Origin of the sequence: Streptomyces sp. NPDC088910 (genome assembly GCF_044749865.1) — a bacterium.
GTDB lineage: Bacteria > Actinomycetota > Actinomycetes > Streptomycetales > Streptomycetaceae > Actinacidiphila.
In genome coordinates this window covers 242,386-258,613 of record NZ_JBIVIV010000009.1, presented here as the reverse complement: position 1 = coordinate 258,613, position 16,228 = coordinate 242,386, and the positions used below count along the sequence as shown (strand labels likewise).

Here is a 16,228-nt window from a genome sequence, read left to right as displayed (position 1 = left end):
CCTCATGCTCACACGCCCCGCCGTCACTACCGGCTCAGCGGCCGGAAGCCGCGCAGGCGCAGGCTGTTGGCCACGACGAAGACGGAGGAGAAGGCCATGGCCGCGCCCGCGATCATCGGGTTGAGCAGCCCCGCCGCCGCCAGCGGCAGAGCGGCGACGTTGTAGCCGAAGGCCCAGAAGAGATTGGACTTGATGGTGCCGAGCGTGCGCCGCGCGAGGCGGATGGCGTCGGCGGCCACGCGCAGATCACCGCGGACCAGGGTGAGGTCCCCGGCCTCGATGGCGGCGTCGGTGCCGGTGCCCATCGCGAGCCCGAGGTCGGCCTGGGCGAGCGCGGCGGCGTCGTTCACACCGTCGCCGACCATGGCGACGCTGCGCCCCTCGGCCTGGAGGCGCCGGACGACGGCGACCTTGTCCTCGGGGAGGACATCCGCGAAGACGTCGGCCGCGTCGATGCCGACCTCGGCGGCGACGGCCGCCGCGACGGCCGCGTTGTCCCCGGTGAGCAGCATCGGCCGCAGGCCGAGCGCCCGCAGCCGCCGTACGGCCTCCGCGCTCGTCGGCTTGACGGCGTCGGCGACGACGAGCACGGCCCGCGCCCGCCCGTCCCAGCCCACGACCACCGCCGTGCCGCCGTGCGCCTCGGCCGCCGCCTTGGCCTCGGCGAGGTCGGCGGGCAGGACGAGCCCGCGCCCGCTCAGCAGCCGCTCGCGGCCGACCAGCACCTCGTGGCCCTCGACGACACCGCGCACACCGAGGCCGGGGACGTTCTCGAAGTCCGTGACCGGCGGCAGTTCACCAGCCGCCTCGCGCGCCCCGGCGGCGACGGCCCGCGCGATCGGGTGCTCGGAGGCGTCCTCCAGCGCGCCCGCCAGCCGCAGGACGTCGGCCTCCTCGGCTCCCGACACACGCACCCCGGTCAGCGTCATCGACCCGGTCGTGACCGTCCCGGTCTTGTCCAGCACGACCGTGTCGACGGCCCGCGTCGACTCCAGCACCTCGGGCCCCTTGATGAGGATGCCGAGCTGCGCGCCGCGCCCGGTGCCGACCATGAGCGCGGTCGGCGTGGCGAGCCCGAGCGCACACGGGCAGGCGATGATGAGGACGGAGACGGCCGCGGTGAAGGCGGCGGTCGCGCCCTCCCCGGTCAGCAGCCAGAAGGCGAGCGTGCCGAGCGCCAGCACGATCACCACGGGCACGAAGACGGCCGAGATCCGGTCGGCGAGCCGCTGCGCGGCGGCCTTGCCGTTCTGCGCGTCCTCCACCAGCCGTGCCATACGGGCGAGTTGGGTGTCGGCGCCGATCCGCTCGGCCTCGACGACGATGCGCCCGCCCGCGTTGACGGTGGCGCCGGTGACCCGCGAGCCGGGCCCGACCTCGACCGGTACGGACTCCCCGGTGAGCATCGACGCGTCGACGGCGGAGCCCCCGTCGCGGACGACGCCGTCGGTGGCGATCTTCTCGCCGGGGCGTACGACGAAGCGGTCGCCGACCGCCAACTCGCCGACAGGGATGCGCACTTCCCGCCCGTCGCGGAGCACCGCGACGTCCCTGGCGCCCAGTTCGAGCAGCGCGCGCAGCGCCGCCCCCGCCTTCCGCTTGGCGCGGGCCTCGAAGTACCGCCCGGCCAGGATGAACGCGGTGACCCCGGCCGCCGCCTCCAGATAGATGTGGCCGCTGCCGCCGCCGCGCGAGACGGTGAGGTCGAAGGAGTCCTTCATGCCGGACATGCCCGCGTCGCCGAAGAACAGCGCCCACAGGGACCAGCCGTACGCGGCGAGGGTGCCGACCGACACCAGGGTGTCCATGGTGGCGGCGCCGTGCCGCAGATTCGTCCAGGCGGCGCGGTGGAAGGGCCAGCCCGCGTAGACCACGACCGGCGAGGCGAGCGTCAGCGCCAGCCACTGCCAGTTGTCGAACTGGAGCGCCGGGACCATCGACAGCGCGACGACCGGCACGGCGAGGACGACGGCGGTGATCAACCGCTCCCGCAGGGAGGCCGATTCGGGGTCGCGCGCCGGGCCGGCGGCGGTCCCGTCGGCGTCGGCCGGGGGCGCGAGCGGGGGCGGGGGGAGCGCGGCGGTGTACCCGGTGGCCTCGACGGTCGCGATGAGATCGCCGACCGCGACTCCCTCGGCGTACGCCACCTTGGCCTTCTCGGTCGCGTAGTTGACGGTGGCGCTGACGCCGTCCATCCGGTTGAGCTTCTTCTCGATCCGCGCGGCGCAGGACGCGCACGTCATGCCGCCGATCTCCAGCTCGACCGCCTGCTCGGCCGCCGCCGTCCCGCCGTCCTTCGCCGCCGTGGTCATGGCCACTCCCGCTCCCCTCGTGTCCCCGTCGTACCTTTCCCGCCGCCCGGCCCCTGCCCCCGGCCCCCGCCGTGGAGGCCGCGAAGCGCTGGTCAGGCGCGGCCGACCAGTTCGTAACCCGCCTCGTCCACGGCGGCGCGCACCGACTCGTCGTCCACCGGCTGCTCGGACGCGACGGTCAGCAGACCGGTCGAGGCGACCGCCTTGACGGAGGTGACACCGGGAATCGCGGTGACCTCCTTGGTGATCGCGGACTCGCAGTGACCGCAGCTCATCCCGGACACGGAGTAGACGGCCTCGCTCATGGTGTTCTCCTCGATACGTGCGTGCGTGCCTGCTTGTGCGGACGTGCTTCTCCGTCCGCCGGGAACAACCATATACCCCCTAGGGGTATTCCACGAAGCTGAGATCTTCGGCACTCCGGGCGCCCCGCCGCTCCCGGCGCGCCGGGCGCTCGCCTAGGCTGGACGCGTCGGCGCGTACCCGTGGCAGGGACGCGACCAGCTCTTTCACCAGGAGGCGGCAGCGTGCTGCGCACCATGTTCAAGTCGAAGATCCACCGGGCCACCGTGACCCAGGCGGATCTGCACTATGTGGGCTCCGTGACCGTCGACGCCGATCTGATGGACGCCGCGGACCTGCTGCCCGGCGAACTCGTCCACATCGTCGACATCGCCAACGGCGCCCGGCTGGAGACCTATGTCATCGAGGGTGAGCGCGGCTCCGGCGTCATCGGCATCAACGGCGCCGCCGCCCACCTCGTGCACCCCGGAGACCTGGTCATCCTGATCAGCTACGCGCAGGTCGAGGACGCCGAGGCCAGGGCGCTGCGCCCGGCCGTCGTCCATGTGGACGCCGACAACCGGATCATCACGGTCGGCGGCGACCCGTCGGAGCCCACCCCCGGCGCGGACACGCTCCGCCCCCCGCACGCCGTGGCGCGGGTCTGACGGCCGAAGCCGGATCACTGATGTGCCGGGGCCCGCTCGCTGATCGCGGGGTGTTCGCGGAATGTTCGCGGACCGCTCGTGACGCGTCGCGCCCCGTGTGTCCGACGGTGAGCGTTACGCGGCGGTGACGACCGCCGCGCCGCTCACCGGGCCGACGGCCGGGCCCTGGACCGGGCGTATCGGCATCTGGGTACCCCGCGCGGCGGCGGTCCACTCGGCGCGCAGCCGCGCCAGCTCCGTGAGCTCTTCGGCCGTCCAAGGCCGGTCGCCGTGCTCCTGCACATAAGCGCGCAGGGCCGCGTTCGCTTGATCGAGACTTCCCCCGTACATGTGAACCACAGTAGACGGCGGCACTGACAATCCCGAATCCGTTAAACACCGCGCGTGACCGTGTCGATGCGGCACGGCGCCTTCCGTTTCACCCGCCAAGGCGGTGACCTGCGCACGAACGGCGATTGTCGGGACCGGCTGCCATGCTGGGTGTGAGAGAGGACACTGCGTCCCAATCGGACAAAAAGCCCGGCACCCGCCCGATCCGCCCGGCACCCACCCGATCCGCCCCGCGCCTGCGATCCGCCCGGCATCCCTGATCCGCCCGACGCCTCCGATCCGCCCGACGCCTCCGATCCGCCCGGCCACCGCACGACAGCTCCAGGAGGAAGGCACCCATGCTCACCAACGACTACGTGCCCGGCGCGCCCGACTGGATCGACCTGGGCAGCCGCGACACCACGGCCGCCGCCGCGTACTACGGCTCGCTCTTCGGCTGGGAATTCGAACCGGGCGGCCCCGCGTCCGGCGGGTACGGCACCTTCGTGCGGGACGGCGCGACGGTCGCCGCGCTGGGCCCGCTCCAGGACACCGGCGCCCACCCGGCCTGGACGGTCTACTTCGAGACCGCCGACGCCGACGCCACCACGGCCGCCGTCGAGGAGAACGGCGGCACCGTACGGGTGCCGCCGATGGACGTCTTCGACCAGGGCCGCCTCGCCTCCTACACCGACCCGACCGGCGGCGAATTCGGCGTCTGGCAGCCCGGCACCAACAAGGGCCTGGACCACGTCGGCCCCTGGGGCCTGTGCTGGACCGAGCTGTACACACCGCGGGCCCAGCGCGCCAAGGACTTCTACGCCGCGGTCCTGGCCTGGGACTACGAGGACATGCCGCTGCCCGGCGACGCGTCCGCCGACGTCTACACCGTGGTGTCCCGCTCCGGCGGCGGCCAGGACGGCTCGCACGGCGGCATCCTCCAGCTCGGCCCCGACCTGCTCCCCGCCGGTACGGCCTACTGGCAGCCCTACTTCGGCGTCGACGACTGCGACGCCGTCGTCGCCAGGGCCACCGAGGGCGGCGGCACGGCCCTCCTGCCCCCCACCGACATGGCGGGCGTCGGCCGCCTCGCCCTGCTGACCGACCCCGAGGGCGCGTTCTTCGCCGTGCTCACCCCGGCGGCCTCGATGACGTCCTGAGCCCGTACGGCCCGTAGAGCCCGCGAAGCCCTTACAGCCTCCCGCAAAGCCGCCACAGCGTGCCCGGCCCGCGCGGCCCTCAGGCCCGCGGGTCCTGGCCCGTGGAAGGGGCGGCCTGCTCGGCGGCGGACGGCTCCGCCGCACCGGCCCCGGTCGCGGGGAGCGCCGTCAGATGGGCGAGCGTGCCGGTGATCGTCAGCAGCCGCTCCAGCGCGGGGGACCGGTCGTCCAGGTGGAGCCGGACACCGGCCTCGTCGGTGCGGCGGCGGATCATCAGCAGCGCCGAGAGCCCGCTGGAGTCCGTGCTGCCGAGCCCGGCGCAGTGCAGGTGCAGGTCCGCCAGGTGCGGATTGTCGGCGATCTTGTCGCTGACGACCGCCAGCAGCCGGTCGGCGTTGTCGTAGTCGAGGTCGCCGTGCAGTTCGATCCGCACGGTCGTCTGGGTGTCGACGGCCGTCAGCCGCAGATGGCTCGGGGGAATCGTGGTCATGCGGTGGTCCTGGCGGTGGTGAGTGCGGACGAGGTCAGACAGTCGGTGCCGAGCCGGAGTATCCGGACCGCGCGCGGGAAGTCCTTCAGCTCGTCGGACAGGATCCGCAGCGCGGGCGGCAGGCTGTGCGCGGGAACGCCGCGGGCGGCGAGAATCCCCGCTGTCCAGGTGAGGAAGTCCGCGAAGAGGTCCTCGTCGCCCGTGTAGAGGGCGATGGTGAGGAAGTCCACGATGTGCGCGAGGTCTTGCGCGGTGTGCTCGCGCTGGAGTTCGCTGTACGCGCGCATCGCGGGGAAGGCGGCCTCCAGCCCGCCGAAGACGGTCCGCACCAGGGCCGTACGGGCGCGCGCGACCATCGTGTACTCCTGGTCGGCCAGGTGCGGCAGATCGTCTATCGGCTGGTGCTCGGGCTGCGGGCGCGGCAGCGGGCCGCGCGCGAGGCGCTCCGCGGCCGTACGCGCGTCGGGGGCCCAGGCGTCGGCGCCCAGCAGCCGCGCGTGCCGGCCGTCCGGGCCGAAGGCGGCGCCGCCGACGAGGACCGGCACCCCGACGGCCTGGCACGCGGTGATCGCCGCGTGCGCGGTCGGCAGCCGGGTGGCCAGCGAACTGGAGAGCGCCACCGCGTCGCACGCGGTGCGGTGCAGGTGGGTGATGAGGTGCGGGGTGGGCACCTGGGCGCCGAGGAAGTCGACGCGCCAGCCGCGCAGCTTCAGCACCTCGGCGAGGATCCGGGCGGGCAGCGCGTGCCACTCGCCCTCGACGCAGGCCACCGTGATCCTGCCCCGCCAGGGTTCGGTACGGGCGGCCGGGTGCAGGGACAGCGCCGCCACCGCCCGGTCGTTGATCGCGGTGGCGGCGTGCTCCTCGGCGACGCTCAGCCGGTTGGCCGCCCACTCCTCGCCCACCTTGCCCTGCACGGGCGCGATGACGTCGAGCAGCACGCTCTCCGCGTCCACCCCCGTGTCCAGCGCGCCGAGCACCACACCGGCCGCCGCGTGCTCGTCGCCGTGCGCGACGGCCTCCCACAGCTCCGTCACGCGCCGCCCGAGCCCCTGATCAGGTCCGGAGCGGGCTCCGGACGGCGGGGCGGGCGGCGAGGACGCGGAGTGCGACGAGGGTGCGGTCGGCTCGGTGTCGGTGCTCACGCTGTGTACCTGCCCCGAGTACGGCCGTTCACCGCACTCAGGTGGTGCGTCCGGGGCGCGGAGATCACGACGACGGCCATGTCGTCGTGACGCCCCGTGCCGACCCATTCGGCGGCGAGCATCTGGACCCGCTCCACGATTCCTTCCGCGGGCATGCCCGCGCACTCCGACAGCACACGCCGCAGCCGCTTCTCGCCGAACAGCGCACCGCCCAGGGGGCCGCCGCGCGCCTCGGTGATCCCGTCCGTGTACAGCACGCAGGTCTCGCCGGGCGCCAGGGACAGCGTGACGGTCCGGGAGACGGCGTCGGGGATCGCGCCGACCAGGGTGCCCTTGGTGTCGGCCTGCTCCACCTCGCCGTCGGCCCGCACGATCAGCGGCGCGAGGTGCCCCGCGCTGGTCAGCCGCAGCCGCACCTGGTGCCCGTCGCGGAGCGCGGAGGCCAGGATCAGCGTCGCGAAGCGGGTGTGGTGGGAGTTCAGCAGCGCCGTGTTCAGCAGGCTGAGCATCCGCTGGTGGTCGTCGGCCATGGGCAGCAGCGCGTGCAGGGTGTTGCGGATCTTGCCGGTCAGCACGGCCGCCTCGAGGCCCTTGCCGCACACATCGCCCAGCACCGCCAGCGACGCCTCGCCCTCGGTCACCGACGGGTGCACGTCGTAGAAGTCCCCGCCGATCCGCTCGTGGTCCTGCGAGGGCCGGTAGCCGCCGGCGAAGTCCACCCCGCCGACCTGGTGCAGCGACGGCGGCAGCAGTTCCCGCATCAGGACCTCGGTGATCGCCGACTGCTCCGCGTACAGCCGGGCCGCCGACATGGCGGCGCCCGCGCGCGCGGCGAACAGCCGGGCGAAGACCTCTTCGCGTTCGGTGAAGGCGTCGGTCTCCGAGCGCCGCAGCAGGACGAGGGCGCCCGCCGACACCCCGTGCCCCGGCAGCGGGGTGATCACTATCGAACCGACCGGCCCGAAGCCCTCGGGCACCAGCCAGGAGGGGGCCGTCGCCGGGTCGAGCCAGCGCGAGGGCACCGGCGGGAAGCCGCGCAACGCCTCGCCGAGCCCCGGCACTTCGTCCGGATCGACGCCCAGGTGCGACTGCGAGGGGCTGCCGCCGCGCACACAGAAGACCACCGGCAGCCGGTTCGCCCGCGACGGGGCGATGACCATGGCGGCGTCGGCCAGGTGCTCGGCGGCCATCTGCGCGGTGACGTCCATGCACCGGTCCAGGTTGAGCGAGGAGAGCAGCAGGTTGGACGAACGGCTGAGGAATTCGGTGCGCTCGCGTTCCATGCGCAACGCCTCGCGCGCCAGCCGCCGGTCGGTGTCCTCGACCAGCCACCACACGGCGCTTCCGTCGGCCAGCACCGTCGGATGCGCCTCGAAGGTGCGCCCGCCGACCGCACCCCAGGCCACGTCGACGTCAGCGGTCGCGGCAACGTCCACGTCAGCGGTGGCGGCCACGTCCGTGCCCGGGGATTCCTCCGTCGGCGCGTGCAGCGTTTCGTGTGCCCGCGACAGCCACGGTGGCGCCACGTCCGCGAGCGCCACCCCTTTCCCGGCCCCCGGCAGCAGAATCCCCGCCGCCTCGTTCGCGAGTATCAGCCTGCCGTCGGCCTCGACCACGAGCACCGGGTAGGGCGCCAGCAGGGGGTACGGAGTGTCGCTCCTCGAAACGCTCACCGGTGCGTCCGCACCGGCTGCCGTCGTGACGGAACCAACCACACATTCAGGATCCGCTGAGCGAATCCCTCACCTCATCGACTAGGGGACAGTTGCGTACGGCGACCAGAAGACCGTTGCCGTCCAGCAACCATCCCGTACTTCCCCGCGGCCCCGCAACCAGCCCACCGGAGCGTGGCCGACCGGTCACAGGGCCTCGCGCCACGCCGCCAGCTCCCGTGCGCTGTCGAACCGCAGCGCCCGTCCGGTCACCGGATCGGTGAATTCCAGCACCCGCGCGAGCAGTTGCAGCGGCCGGGTGAAGTCCTCCCGGCCGCCCTCCGATTCGGGCTCCGGCAGCACCCGCGGATACACCGGGTCGTACAGCAGCGGCAGGCCGAGCGCGCTCATGTGCAGCCGCAACTGGTGGGTACGGCCCGTCGCGGGCAGCAGCCGGTAGCGGCCCCGCGCACCGCGCCGCTCCAGCAGTTCGACCCGGCTCTCCGCGTTCGGCGGCCCCGGCTCCTCCCACGCCGCGATCCGCCCGCGCTCCTTCACGATCCGGCTCCGTACCGTCCTCGGCAGCTCGACCCGCGGGTCGTACGCGGCGACCGCCTCGTACTCCTTGCGCACCCGCCGGTCCCGGAAGAGCGTCTGGTACGCGCCCCGGTCCCCGGGGCGGACCACGAACAGCACCAGGCCCGCCGTCAGCCGGTCGAGCCGGTGCGCGGGCGACAGTTCGGGCAGCCCGCAGTCGCGCCGCAGCCGCGCCAGGGCGGTGTCCGTGACGTGCCGCCCGCGCGGGGTCGTCGCCAGGAAGTGCGGCTTGTCCGCCACCACGATCCGCTCGTCGCGGTACACCACCCTCACCTCGAACGGCACGGCCGTCTCCGGCGCCGCATCGCGGTGGAACCATACGTACGCGCCCGCCTCGTACGCCGTCCCCGCCGTCACCGGACCGCCGTCCGCGGTCACGAAACGCCCCTCGGCCAGCATCGCCCCGACGCGCTCCGCGCCCACCGCCCCCGCGTACCGCTCCAGCAGATACGCCGCCACCGTCGGCGGCTCCCCGCCCCCGCCGGGCAGCCGCAGCCGCACCGGGTCCACGCCGTCCCGCTGCGCCAACGGCGACGGCGGCGCCTTGCGCCCGCCCCTGCGTGCCATGTCCCCGCCCCCCCCGTCAGCGCGCGACCGGGTAGCCGATCCGCTCCAGCTCCCCCCGGCCGTCCCCCCGAACCTCCCCCGCCCCCGGATACCGCACGATCTCCAACGCGGCCGACGCCCGGCACACATCCCGCAGCCCCGCGATCGACGGCAGCCCTCGATCGACGTCATGGATCGTCACACGCTCAGTCATGCCCCATCCCTATCAAGATCCCTATCAAGCCGCACTGACATTCCCCCGCACACCTCGCACACCCGCACCGTCCCTCGCGTGTCACAGGCGTCCGCGCTGTCCCGTCCCGTGAGGGAGAGCCCCGCGATGAGCCGGGGCCGACCGGAACGCGAGGACGGTGGCGGTCATGCGGGTGTTCGTGGCAGGCGGGAGCGGGGTACTGGGGCGGCGGCTGGTGCCGCTGCTCGTGGACGGGGGCCACCAGGTGACGGCCACCACGACGAGCGCGGCCAAACTGGACTCGCTGAAGGCGCTGGGCGCCGACGGCGTCGTGATGGACGGCCTGGACGCGGCGTCGGTCGGCGAGGCGGTGGCCACGGCGCGGCCGGACGTCATCGTGCACCAGATGACGGCGATCGCCACCGCACACGCGGGCAAGCCCGACCTCAAGCACATGGACCGCTGGTTCGCCCCCACCATCCGGCTCCGCACCGAAGGCACCGACCACCTGCTGGCGGCGGCCCAGGCGACCGGCGTGCGCCACGTCGTCGCCCAGGGCTACGCCTCCTGGAACGGCGTCCGCGAGGGCGGCTGGGTCAAGACGGAACAGGACCCGCTCGACCTGATGGAGGGGACGGCGGCGCAGGCGGGAATGCGGGCGATCCGGCACGTCGAGGACGTGGTGGCGGACTTCGGCGGCGCGGTCATGCGCTACGGCAGTTTCTACGGCCCCGGCGTCACCGACGACATGGTCGAACTCCTGCGCAAGCGGCAGCTCCCGCTCGTCGGCGCCGGCGCGGGCCACACCTCGTGGATCCACCTGGACGACGCGGCGAGCGCCACCGCCCTGGCCGTCGAGCGGCGCGCGACCGGCCTGTTCAACGTCGTCGACGACGAACCGGCGCCGGCCGCCGAGTGGCTGCCGTATCTGGCCCGGTGCGCGGGCGCGAAACGGCCGATGCGGGTGCCCGCGTGGCTGGCCCGTTTGCTGGCCGGGGAGGTGGCGGTGACGATGATGACCGAGGGCCGCGGCTTCTCCAATGCCAAGGCCCGGCGGGAACTGGGCTGGGAGCCGCGCTACTCGTCGTGGCGCGAGGGGTTCGAGAAGGGGCTGAAGTGACGCGGGCGGATGCGCGGCAGGGGCAGGGTTCGGCACGGTCTGACGGGGCACGGTCCGGTGCGGCGCGGGCGGGGGAGTTCGAGGACCTGCGGCCGCTGCTGTTCTCGATCGCGTACCGGATCCTGGGCAGCGTGAGCGAGGCGGAGGACGCGGTCCAGGACACCTGGCTGCGCTACGAGGCCGCCGGGACCTCGCCCGCCTCGCCCAAGGCGTACCTGTCGGCCGCCGTCACCCGCGTCTCCATCGACGTGCTGCGCTCCGCCCGCTTCCGGCGCGAGGAGTACGTGGGGGAGTGGCTGCCGGAGCCGCTGCTCGCCGACCCCTACGACGACCCGGCGCGCTCGGCGGAACTGGCCGACTCCGTCTCGACGGCCGCCCTGTTGCTGCTGGAGCGGCTCAGCCCGCTGGAGCGCGCCGTCTTCGTGCTGCGCGAGGTCTTCGGTTTCGGCTTCCCCGAGGTCGCCTCCGCCGTCGGCCGCTCCGAGGCCGCCTGCCGTCAGCTCGCGGTACGCGCCAGGCGGCACATGGACGAGGGCCGCCCGCGCTTCGAGGCCGACCGGCGGGAGCGGGAGAGGCTGGCGGGACGGTTCTTCGACGCGCTGCGCGAGGGCGACGTCGAGGCCCTGCGCGACGTGCTCGCCGCGGACGTCCAGGTCGTCGGCGACGGCGGCGGCAAGACCCCGCAGTTCGCCCGCGCCATCAACGGCGTCGAGAACGTGACGCGCCTGCTCGCCACAACCTTGCCCTGGTTCTTCCGCATCGACGTGACCGTCGAGGCCCACGAGATCAACGGCCAGCCCGGCATGATCTTCCGCGACCGCGACCGCAAGGTGCTCAACGTGTGGACGCTGGACGTGCTCGACGGCCGGATCCAGATGATCAACTCCGTCAGCAACCCCGACAAGCTCGGGCACCTGGGCCCGGTCGGGGACGCGTGGGCGGTCTACCGCGAGTGGAACGCGGCCCGCCGCCCGTAACGCCCCTCCGCCCTCGCCGTCCCGCCCCCGTCGTCCCGTCTCCGTCGTCCCGTGCCGTCACTTGCGGTCCAGGTCGAGGTTCAGATCCAGGTTCAGGTTCAGGTCCAGGTCGAGACCGAGGTCGCGGCGCAGACGCGTCAGGGCGCTGCGGACACGGGACTTGGCCGTGCCCAGCGGGATGCCGAGCGTCTCCGCGACCTCCTGGTGGCTGCGCTCGGCGTAGAACGCCAGGTGGATCGCCTCCCGTTGCAGATCGGTCAGCACGCTCACCCCGCGCCGCACCGCCGCCTGCCTCATGCGCCGCTCGACGATGTCCAGGACGTTGTCGCCGGCCGGCAGCCGCGTCCTGCGGGCCGCCAGGTCCTCACTGCGCAGCAGTACGGCGTTGCGCCGGATCCAGTCGACGGCACGGCGGTGCGCGATGGTGACGACCCAGCCGCGTACGCTCCCCTGCTCCGGCCGGTACAGCGACGCCTTCGCCCACACCTCGGCCATGACGTCCTGGGCGATGTCCTCGGCTTCGGCGCGCAGCCGCACCCGCCGCTGGACCAGCGACCTGACCATGGGAAAGAGCAGCGTGTACAGCGCGGTGAACGCCTCCTGGTCGCCGCGTCCCGCCGCCAGCATGTGCTGTTCGAGGCCGTCGCTCTCCCAGCACTCCGCCTCCGGCGGCGACGGGAGACGCGTCGGACCTGCGTCCGGCATTCGGCTCACCTCCTCAGCGCCCGGTGCTGAACCGGGTGCCGTGCGGACCAAGGGGAGTTCGTGGCCCCGGTCCTCAGGTATGGCCGCTCCGCCCGATGGCCACCTGGAAAGGGGGTACGGACGTACGGATGTGCGGGCGCCCTGACGTGGCGCCCGTCGGCCGTCCGCCGGGGTCATGGGCGGAGTCGGGGGCCGGTGGCGCGCTCAGCGCCGGGTGAGGTCGCCGTAGAGGGTGTCCCAGGCGTCGTCCTGACGGCTGGCCGGTTTTCCGTCGCAATAGGGCAGCGCGTGCTGGGCCGTGTAGTAGCGGAGCATCGACAGTACGGCCATCGGGTCGCTGTTCTTGCCCGCCGTGTAGTCGCGGTCGGGCAGCGTCGCCTGGTGGACGCGGCAGGTCGGACGCGGGCTCGCGGGGCCGGTGACCAGCGCTCCCGTGTGCCGGTCGGCGGCGCAGGAGGTGAGCGCGAGCGCGAGGACGGCGGCGGTCAGGGCGGCGCCGAGGAGGGCGGCCGGGCGGGAGGCCGTACGCGGTGACGTAGGCGGTGTCATACGTGTGGCCGTACGTGTGGCCGTACGCGTGGCCGCGCGGGTCGTGCCGGTCATATCAGTCGTGCGGGTCGTCGTACGCGAGGGTGTGCGCATGGTTCTGTCCTTGTGGCGTCCGTGGGACAACGGGTGCGGGTGTTGTCGATCCGTCAGAGGGGCATCGCACGCAGGGCGGTTCCCACGCCCACGGCGAGAATGAGCAGCGCGGTGCCCAGAGGGGTGAGGCGACCGCTCCACGCGCCGACGGCGTGCCATCTCCCGCCGCTCAGCGCGGGGAAGCGGTCCCTGAGCGTCAGCAGGAGCAGGCCCGCGGCGGCGAGGGTGGCGGCCATGCCGAGGCCGTAGCAGACGACGAGCAGCACGCCGAACGCCGTACGGCCGAGGGCGATCGAGCCCAGCAGGACGACCAGCGCCGAGGGGCTGGGGACCAGGCCGCCCGCGATGCCGATGCCGATGAGACCGCCGCGCTTGCGGGTGCCGCCCGCGGAGTGGGAGTGGTGATGGTGGCCGTGGCCGAAGAGGCCGTGGGGGTGCGGGTGTTCGTGGGCGGTGTGATCGTCGGTGTGGTGCGAGTGGTGACCGTCGTGGCCGTGGTCGTGCTCAAGGCCGTGCTCAAGGCCGTGCTCGTGGTCGGGTTCGTGTTCGGGGGCCTCCCGTTCGTCCAGGACCGCGACCCGCGTGGTGGCGACGGTCGTGGCAGCGCTCTGCTGGGTGATGCCCTCGGCGCCCTCGGGGACCTCGACGAGCGGGCCGGACGACGGGTGCGGGTGCTGGTGCTCAGCCCCGTGTCCTTGCGCGTGTCCGTGTCCGTGTCCGTGCCCGTGTCCCGGTCCGTGCTCGTGTCCGGGCTCGTGGCCGTGGCCGTGCGAACCGTGAGCCGCGCCCCCCGCGTGCCCGTGCTCCGCCTGCCGCGCCCGGAAGACCCGGACGGCCGACGGCAGCAGCCACAGACCGGCCGCGGTGATGACGATGCCGCTGACCGTGCCGAGCCAGGCCAGGACGTCCTCGCCGACGAGCGCGGAGGACACGCTGAGCGCGATGCCGAGGACGAGGACGGAGGCGGTGTGGGTCAGCGTTACCGTGCCCGCGACCGTGACGGCGTCGCGCGGACGCCCCTGACGGCCCGCCAGATACGCGGCCATGATGGTCTTGCCGTGACCGGGCAGCGCCGCGTGCCCCGCGCCCAGCACCATGGCCATCAGCACGGCGAGCAGCCCGACGGGAAGGGTGAGCCGGTCGTGGTCGGTGAGCGCGCCCAGTCGCCGGTCCAGGGCGGCGTACCAGGAGGAGGGCCAGCCGGTGCCGGGCGCGACGGCCGCGACGGCCCCGGGACCCGAGCCCAGGACGAGCCGCGTACGGCGCTGGTCCAGCGGGTCGGCGAGCAGGTCCGCCGGATACGCGCGCAGCTCGCGCGAGACCGAGACGGCAGGGACGTCCGAGGAGCCGATGCGTACGCCGTCGCCGTGCGCGGTGATCTCGTGCCAGCCGATCCGGCTGCTGTCCACGCCGGTGGCCAGCGTGATCGTGTCGCCGCGGCCGGGGGAGGCGGGCGCGGACAGCCGGCACTCCAGCCGTCCGGTGTCGAGCCCGGCCTGCCCGGGCACCAGCCGGAAGGACGCGTCCGTCAGCCCGAACCGCAGGGCCTCGGCCCGCCGCGCGTCCCCGGCGCCGCCCGCGTTCCCCGAACCGCCGGCCGCGCCCGTGTCGCCGCCGAGCGTCGCGTCGATACCGCGCGCCAGGTCGGTGCAGGCGGTGTGCGCGTGGGCCGCGGCCTCCGCCGGGCTCAGGGCCCCGTCGTGGTCGGTGTCCATGGCGGCCTTGGCCTGGAGCGTGGGGATCTCGGCGGTGTCCACGACGGCGAGGTCGTCGATCCGGTCGGGGCGTACGGTCAGACCGTCGTACCGGTTGACGGTGAAGTTGCCCAGCGGGTGGGCGGAGACGGCCGGGGCGGCCAGCCACAGCAGCGAGGGCACCGCCACCAGCAGCAGGGCCGCGCCGCGCCGGGCACGGATCGGGGTCGTCATCGCTGTCCTCGCCGTCCTTGCGGTGGTTGTGCCGCCGGTTCCTTCTGATCCTTCTGAAGGGCGGTCAGCCGGGCGCGCGCGTCCGGCGCGTACAGCGGCGAGAAGGCCGGATTCGCGGCCAGGGCCCCGGCCAGGTCCGTACGCGCCGCCTCGTCGTCGCCGAGCGACTGCTCGATCACGCCCCGGTGGTAGCGCAGCAGCGCGTCGCGCCAGCCGAGCCGGTTCGCCTGCTCGGCCAGCGGCAGCGCGTCGCCGTCACGGCCCGCCCGGTGCAGCGCCCAGCTCAGCGCGTCCGCGACCAGCACACTGTGCCGCCGGTCCCACTCGGCGCTCAGCAGCTTCACCGCGAGGTCCGCGTCGCCGTGATCGGCCTGATATTGGCCGAGGTTGAGGTCGTCCACCACGCCGTTGGCCGCGAACAGCCTCTGCTCCGCCTCCAGCACCCCGTACTGCGCCCTGGCTTCCGGCGCCCGGCCCAGCGACTCCAGCAATTCGCCGAATTCCAGCACATATTGCGGCTGCGGCACCCGGTCGATCGCCGTCCGGTAGTCCGCGACCGCCTGGTCCGTCCGCCCGAGCGCGGCCTCCGCCCTGGCCGCGCCCGCCAGCGACGCGGTGTACGTCGGATCCAGCGCGAGCGCCGTCCGGTACTCCCGCAGCGCCTCGCGCGTCTTGCCGGTGTTGAAGGCCAGCTCGCCCAAGTAGTGGTGGCAGAACGCCTGGTCGGCCGCCGTCGTCGCGTCCTGGAGCGCCCGCCGCAGCGCCTGCTCCGCGTCCGCGGTGCGCCCGTGCAGCTCGAAGGTGTACGACGCCCGGGTGAACGACGCCGTCGACGGGTGCAGATCGAGCATCCGCTGCACGGCGTCCTGCGCGGCGCTGTCCTCACCCAACTGGGTGAGCGCGTCGTTGAGCGCGCCGTACGGCGCCCAGGCGTACGGGTCGTCGCTGATCGCCTTGTCCGCCCACGTCCTGGCCTGCGCGAACTGGTGCCGCGCGTTGGCCAGTCCGGCCATTCCGGTGAGCGCGGCGGTGTTGTGCCGCGGCTGGAGCGCGAGCGACTTGCGCAGCGCCGCCTCCGACTTCGGGTACAGCGTCGGATCGACGTCGAGCCGGGCCTGTTCGACGTATTCCGAGCCGAGCTGGGCCCAGGAGGAGGCGTCGTTCGGCTGTGCGCGCAGCGTGCTCTGGAGCTTGGCGACGATGGCGTCCACGCTCAACGGCGCCGCCTGCGGGCCGGAGTCCGGGCCGGAGTCCGGGCCGGGACCCGTACCGGAACCTGTACCGGAACCCGTATCGGAACTCTGGCCCGGGACCGCGTCGGACGGCGGCGGGGACGAGGCGCCGCCCGAGCGCTCCAGCGCTGCGAAGCCGGTCAGGCCCGCACAGAGCACGGCGGTGGTGGCGATCAGGGCGAGGCGGCGCATGGGGGTCTGTTTTCTCCGCTCGGGGCGAACAGGGGCTCCGGCCGGTCGGACGGGTGGGGCGGTCGGACCGGAGGAGAG

General features: G+C 73.7%; 16 protein-coding genes. 4 read left to right on the top strand and 12 right to left on the bottom strand.

Annotated elements, in window-relative coordinates:
* Positions 1-26: 26 nt before the first annotated feature.
* Both ACIP4Z_RS22105 and ACIP4Z_RS22100 read right to left on the bottom strand, forming a co-directional pair.
* Positions 27-2,312 carry a heavy metal translocating P-type ATPase gene (locus tag ACIP4Z_RS22105; RefSeq protein ID WP_401310537.1) on the bottom strand — a complete coding sequence of 762 codons (2,286 nt, stop codon included), beginning with the start codon at positions 2,310-2,312 and terminating at the stop codon, positions 27-29.
* A 92-nt stretch (positions 2,313-2,404) separates the two neighbouring features.
* A complete protein-coding gene (locus ACIP4Z_RS22100; protein WP_188279701.1) occupies positions 2,405-2,617 on the bottom strand; it encodes a heavy-metal-associated domain-containing protein in 213 nt (70 codons plus the stop codon).
* A gap of 222 nt (positions 2,618-2,839) precedes the next feature.
* Here ACIP4Z_RS22100 and panD point away from each other — a divergent pair, with 222 nt between their 5' ends.
* Positions 2,840-3,262 carry an aspartate 1-decarboxylase gene (panD, locus tag ACIP4Z_RS22095; RefSeq protein WP_401310534.1) on the top strand — a complete coding sequence of 141 codons (423 nt, stop codon included), beginning with the start codon at positions 2,840-2,842 and terminating at the stop codon, positions 3,260-3,262.
* 114 nt (positions 3,263-3,376) lie between these two features.
* Here panD and ACIP4Z_RS22090 read toward each other — a convergent pair whose 3' ends face one another.
* Positions 3,377-3,592, bottom strand: a complete 216-nt coding sequence (locus ACIP4Z_RS22090) for a hypothetical protein (protein ID WP_188279703.1) — start codon at positions 3,590-3,592, stop codon at positions 3,377-3,379.
* Positions 3,593-3,930: 338 nt separating this feature from the next.
* Here ACIP4Z_RS22090 and ACIP4Z_RS22085 point away from each other — a divergent pair, with 338 nt between their 5' ends.
* On the top strand, positions 3,931-4,731 hold the full coding sequence (locus ACIP4Z_RS22085; RefSeq protein WP_355337751.1) for a VOC family protein: 801 nt from the start codon (positions 3,931-3,933) through the stop codon (positions 4,729-4,731).
* A 79-nt stretch (positions 4,732-4,810) separates the two neighbouring features.
* Here ACIP4Z_RS22085 and ACIP4Z_RS22080 read toward each other — a convergent pair whose 3' ends face one another.
* The 5 genes from ACIP4Z_RS22080 to ACIP4Z_RS22060 all read right to left on the bottom strand — a co-directional run bounded on the left by ACIP4Z_RS22080 (position 4,811) and on the right by ACIP4Z_RS22060 (position 9,375).
* Positions 4,811-5,221 (bottom strand): STAS domain-containing protein, encoded by a 411-nt coding sequence (locus ACIP4Z_RS22080; protein WP_401310530.1) that lies wholly within the window; start codon positions 5,219-5,221, stop codon positions 4,811-4,813.
* Positions 5,218-6,366: a B12-binding domain-containing protein gene (locus ACIP4Z_RS22075; protein ID WP_401310527.1), complete on the bottom strand. Its 1,149-nt coding sequence runs from the start codon at positions 6,364-6,366 to the stop codon at positions 5,218-5,220. Before ACIP4Z_RS22075 ends, ACIP4Z_RS22080 begins: the two co-directional genes overlap by 4 nt.
* A complete protein-coding gene (locus ACIP4Z_RS22070) occupies positions 6,363-8,039 on the bottom strand; it encodes a PP2C family protein-serine/threonine phosphatase (RefSeq protein ID WP_401310524.1) in 1,677 nt (558 codons plus the stop codon). The genes ACIP4Z_RS22075 and ACIP4Z_RS22070 overlap by 4 nt, the downstream gene beginning before the upstream one ends.
* A 186-nt stretch (positions 8,040-8,225) precedes the next feature.
* Positions 8,226-9,182 (bottom strand): pseudouridine synthase, encoded by a 957-nt coding sequence (locus ACIP4Z_RS22065; RefSeq protein ID WP_401310521.1) that lies wholly within the window; start codon positions 9,180-9,182, stop codon positions 8,226-8,228.
* A 16-nt stretch (positions 9,183-9,198) separates the two neighbouring features.
* Positions 9,199-9,375, bottom strand: a complete 177-nt coding sequence (locus tag ACIP4Z_RS22060; RefSeq protein WP_401310518.1) for a hypothetical protein — start codon at positions 9,373-9,375, stop codon at positions 9,199-9,201.
* A gap of 166 nt (positions 9,376-9,541) precedes the next feature.
* Here ACIP4Z_RS22060 and ACIP4Z_RS22055 point away from each other — a divergent pair, with 166 nt between their 5' ends.
* On the top strand, positions 9,542-10,474 hold the full coding sequence (locus tag ACIP4Z_RS22055) for an NAD(P)-dependent oxidoreductase (RefSeq protein ID WP_355337763.1): 933 nt from the start codon (positions 9,542-9,544) through the stop codon (positions 10,472-10,474).
* The gene (locus tag ACIP4Z_RS22050) at positions 10,471-11,451 is read left to right on the top strand and encodes an RNA polymerase sigma-70 factor (protein ID WP_401310515.1); all 981 of its coding nucleotides are present in this window, start codon (positions 10,471-10,473) and stop codon (positions 11,449-11,451) included. Before ACIP4Z_RS22055 ends, ACIP4Z_RS22050 begins: the two co-directional genes overlap by 4 nt.
* Before the next feature lie 57 nt (positions 11,452-11,508).
* On the opposite strand, the gene ACIP4Z_RS22045 is transcribed toward ACIP4Z_RS22050, so the two are convergent.
* The 4 genes from ACIP4Z_RS22045 to ACIP4Z_RS22030 form a co-directional block, all read right to left on the bottom strand.
* The gene (locus ACIP4Z_RS22045) at positions 11,509-12,156 is read right to left on the bottom strand and encodes a sigma-70 family RNA polymerase sigma factor (RefSeq protein WP_355337769.1); all 648 of its coding nucleotides are present in this window, start codon (positions 12,154-12,156) and stop codon (positions 11,509-11,511) included.
* Between the two features lie 204 nt (positions 12,157-12,360).
* Positions 12,361-12,705, bottom strand: a complete 345-nt coding sequence (locus ACIP4Z_RS22040) for a hypothetical protein (protein WP_391043302.1) — start codon at positions 12,703-12,705, stop codon at positions 12,361-12,363.
* A 146-nt stretch (positions 12,706-12,851) separates the two neighbouring features.
* Complete coding sequence (locus ACIP4Z_RS22035) at positions 12,852-14,726, bottom strand: hypothetical protein (RefSeq protein WP_401310511.1); 1,875 nt, start codon at positions 14,724-14,726, stop codon at positions 12,852-12,854.
* Positions 14,723-16,150, bottom strand: coding sequence for a tetratricopeptide repeat protein (locus ACIP4Z_RS22030; RefSeq protein WP_401310508.1), 1,428 nt, complete (start codon positions 16,148-16,150; stop codon positions 14,723-14,725). Before ACIP4Z_RS22030 ends, ACIP4Z_RS22035 begins: the two co-directional genes overlap by 4 nt.
* Positions 16,151-16,228 lie beyond the last annotated feature (78 nt).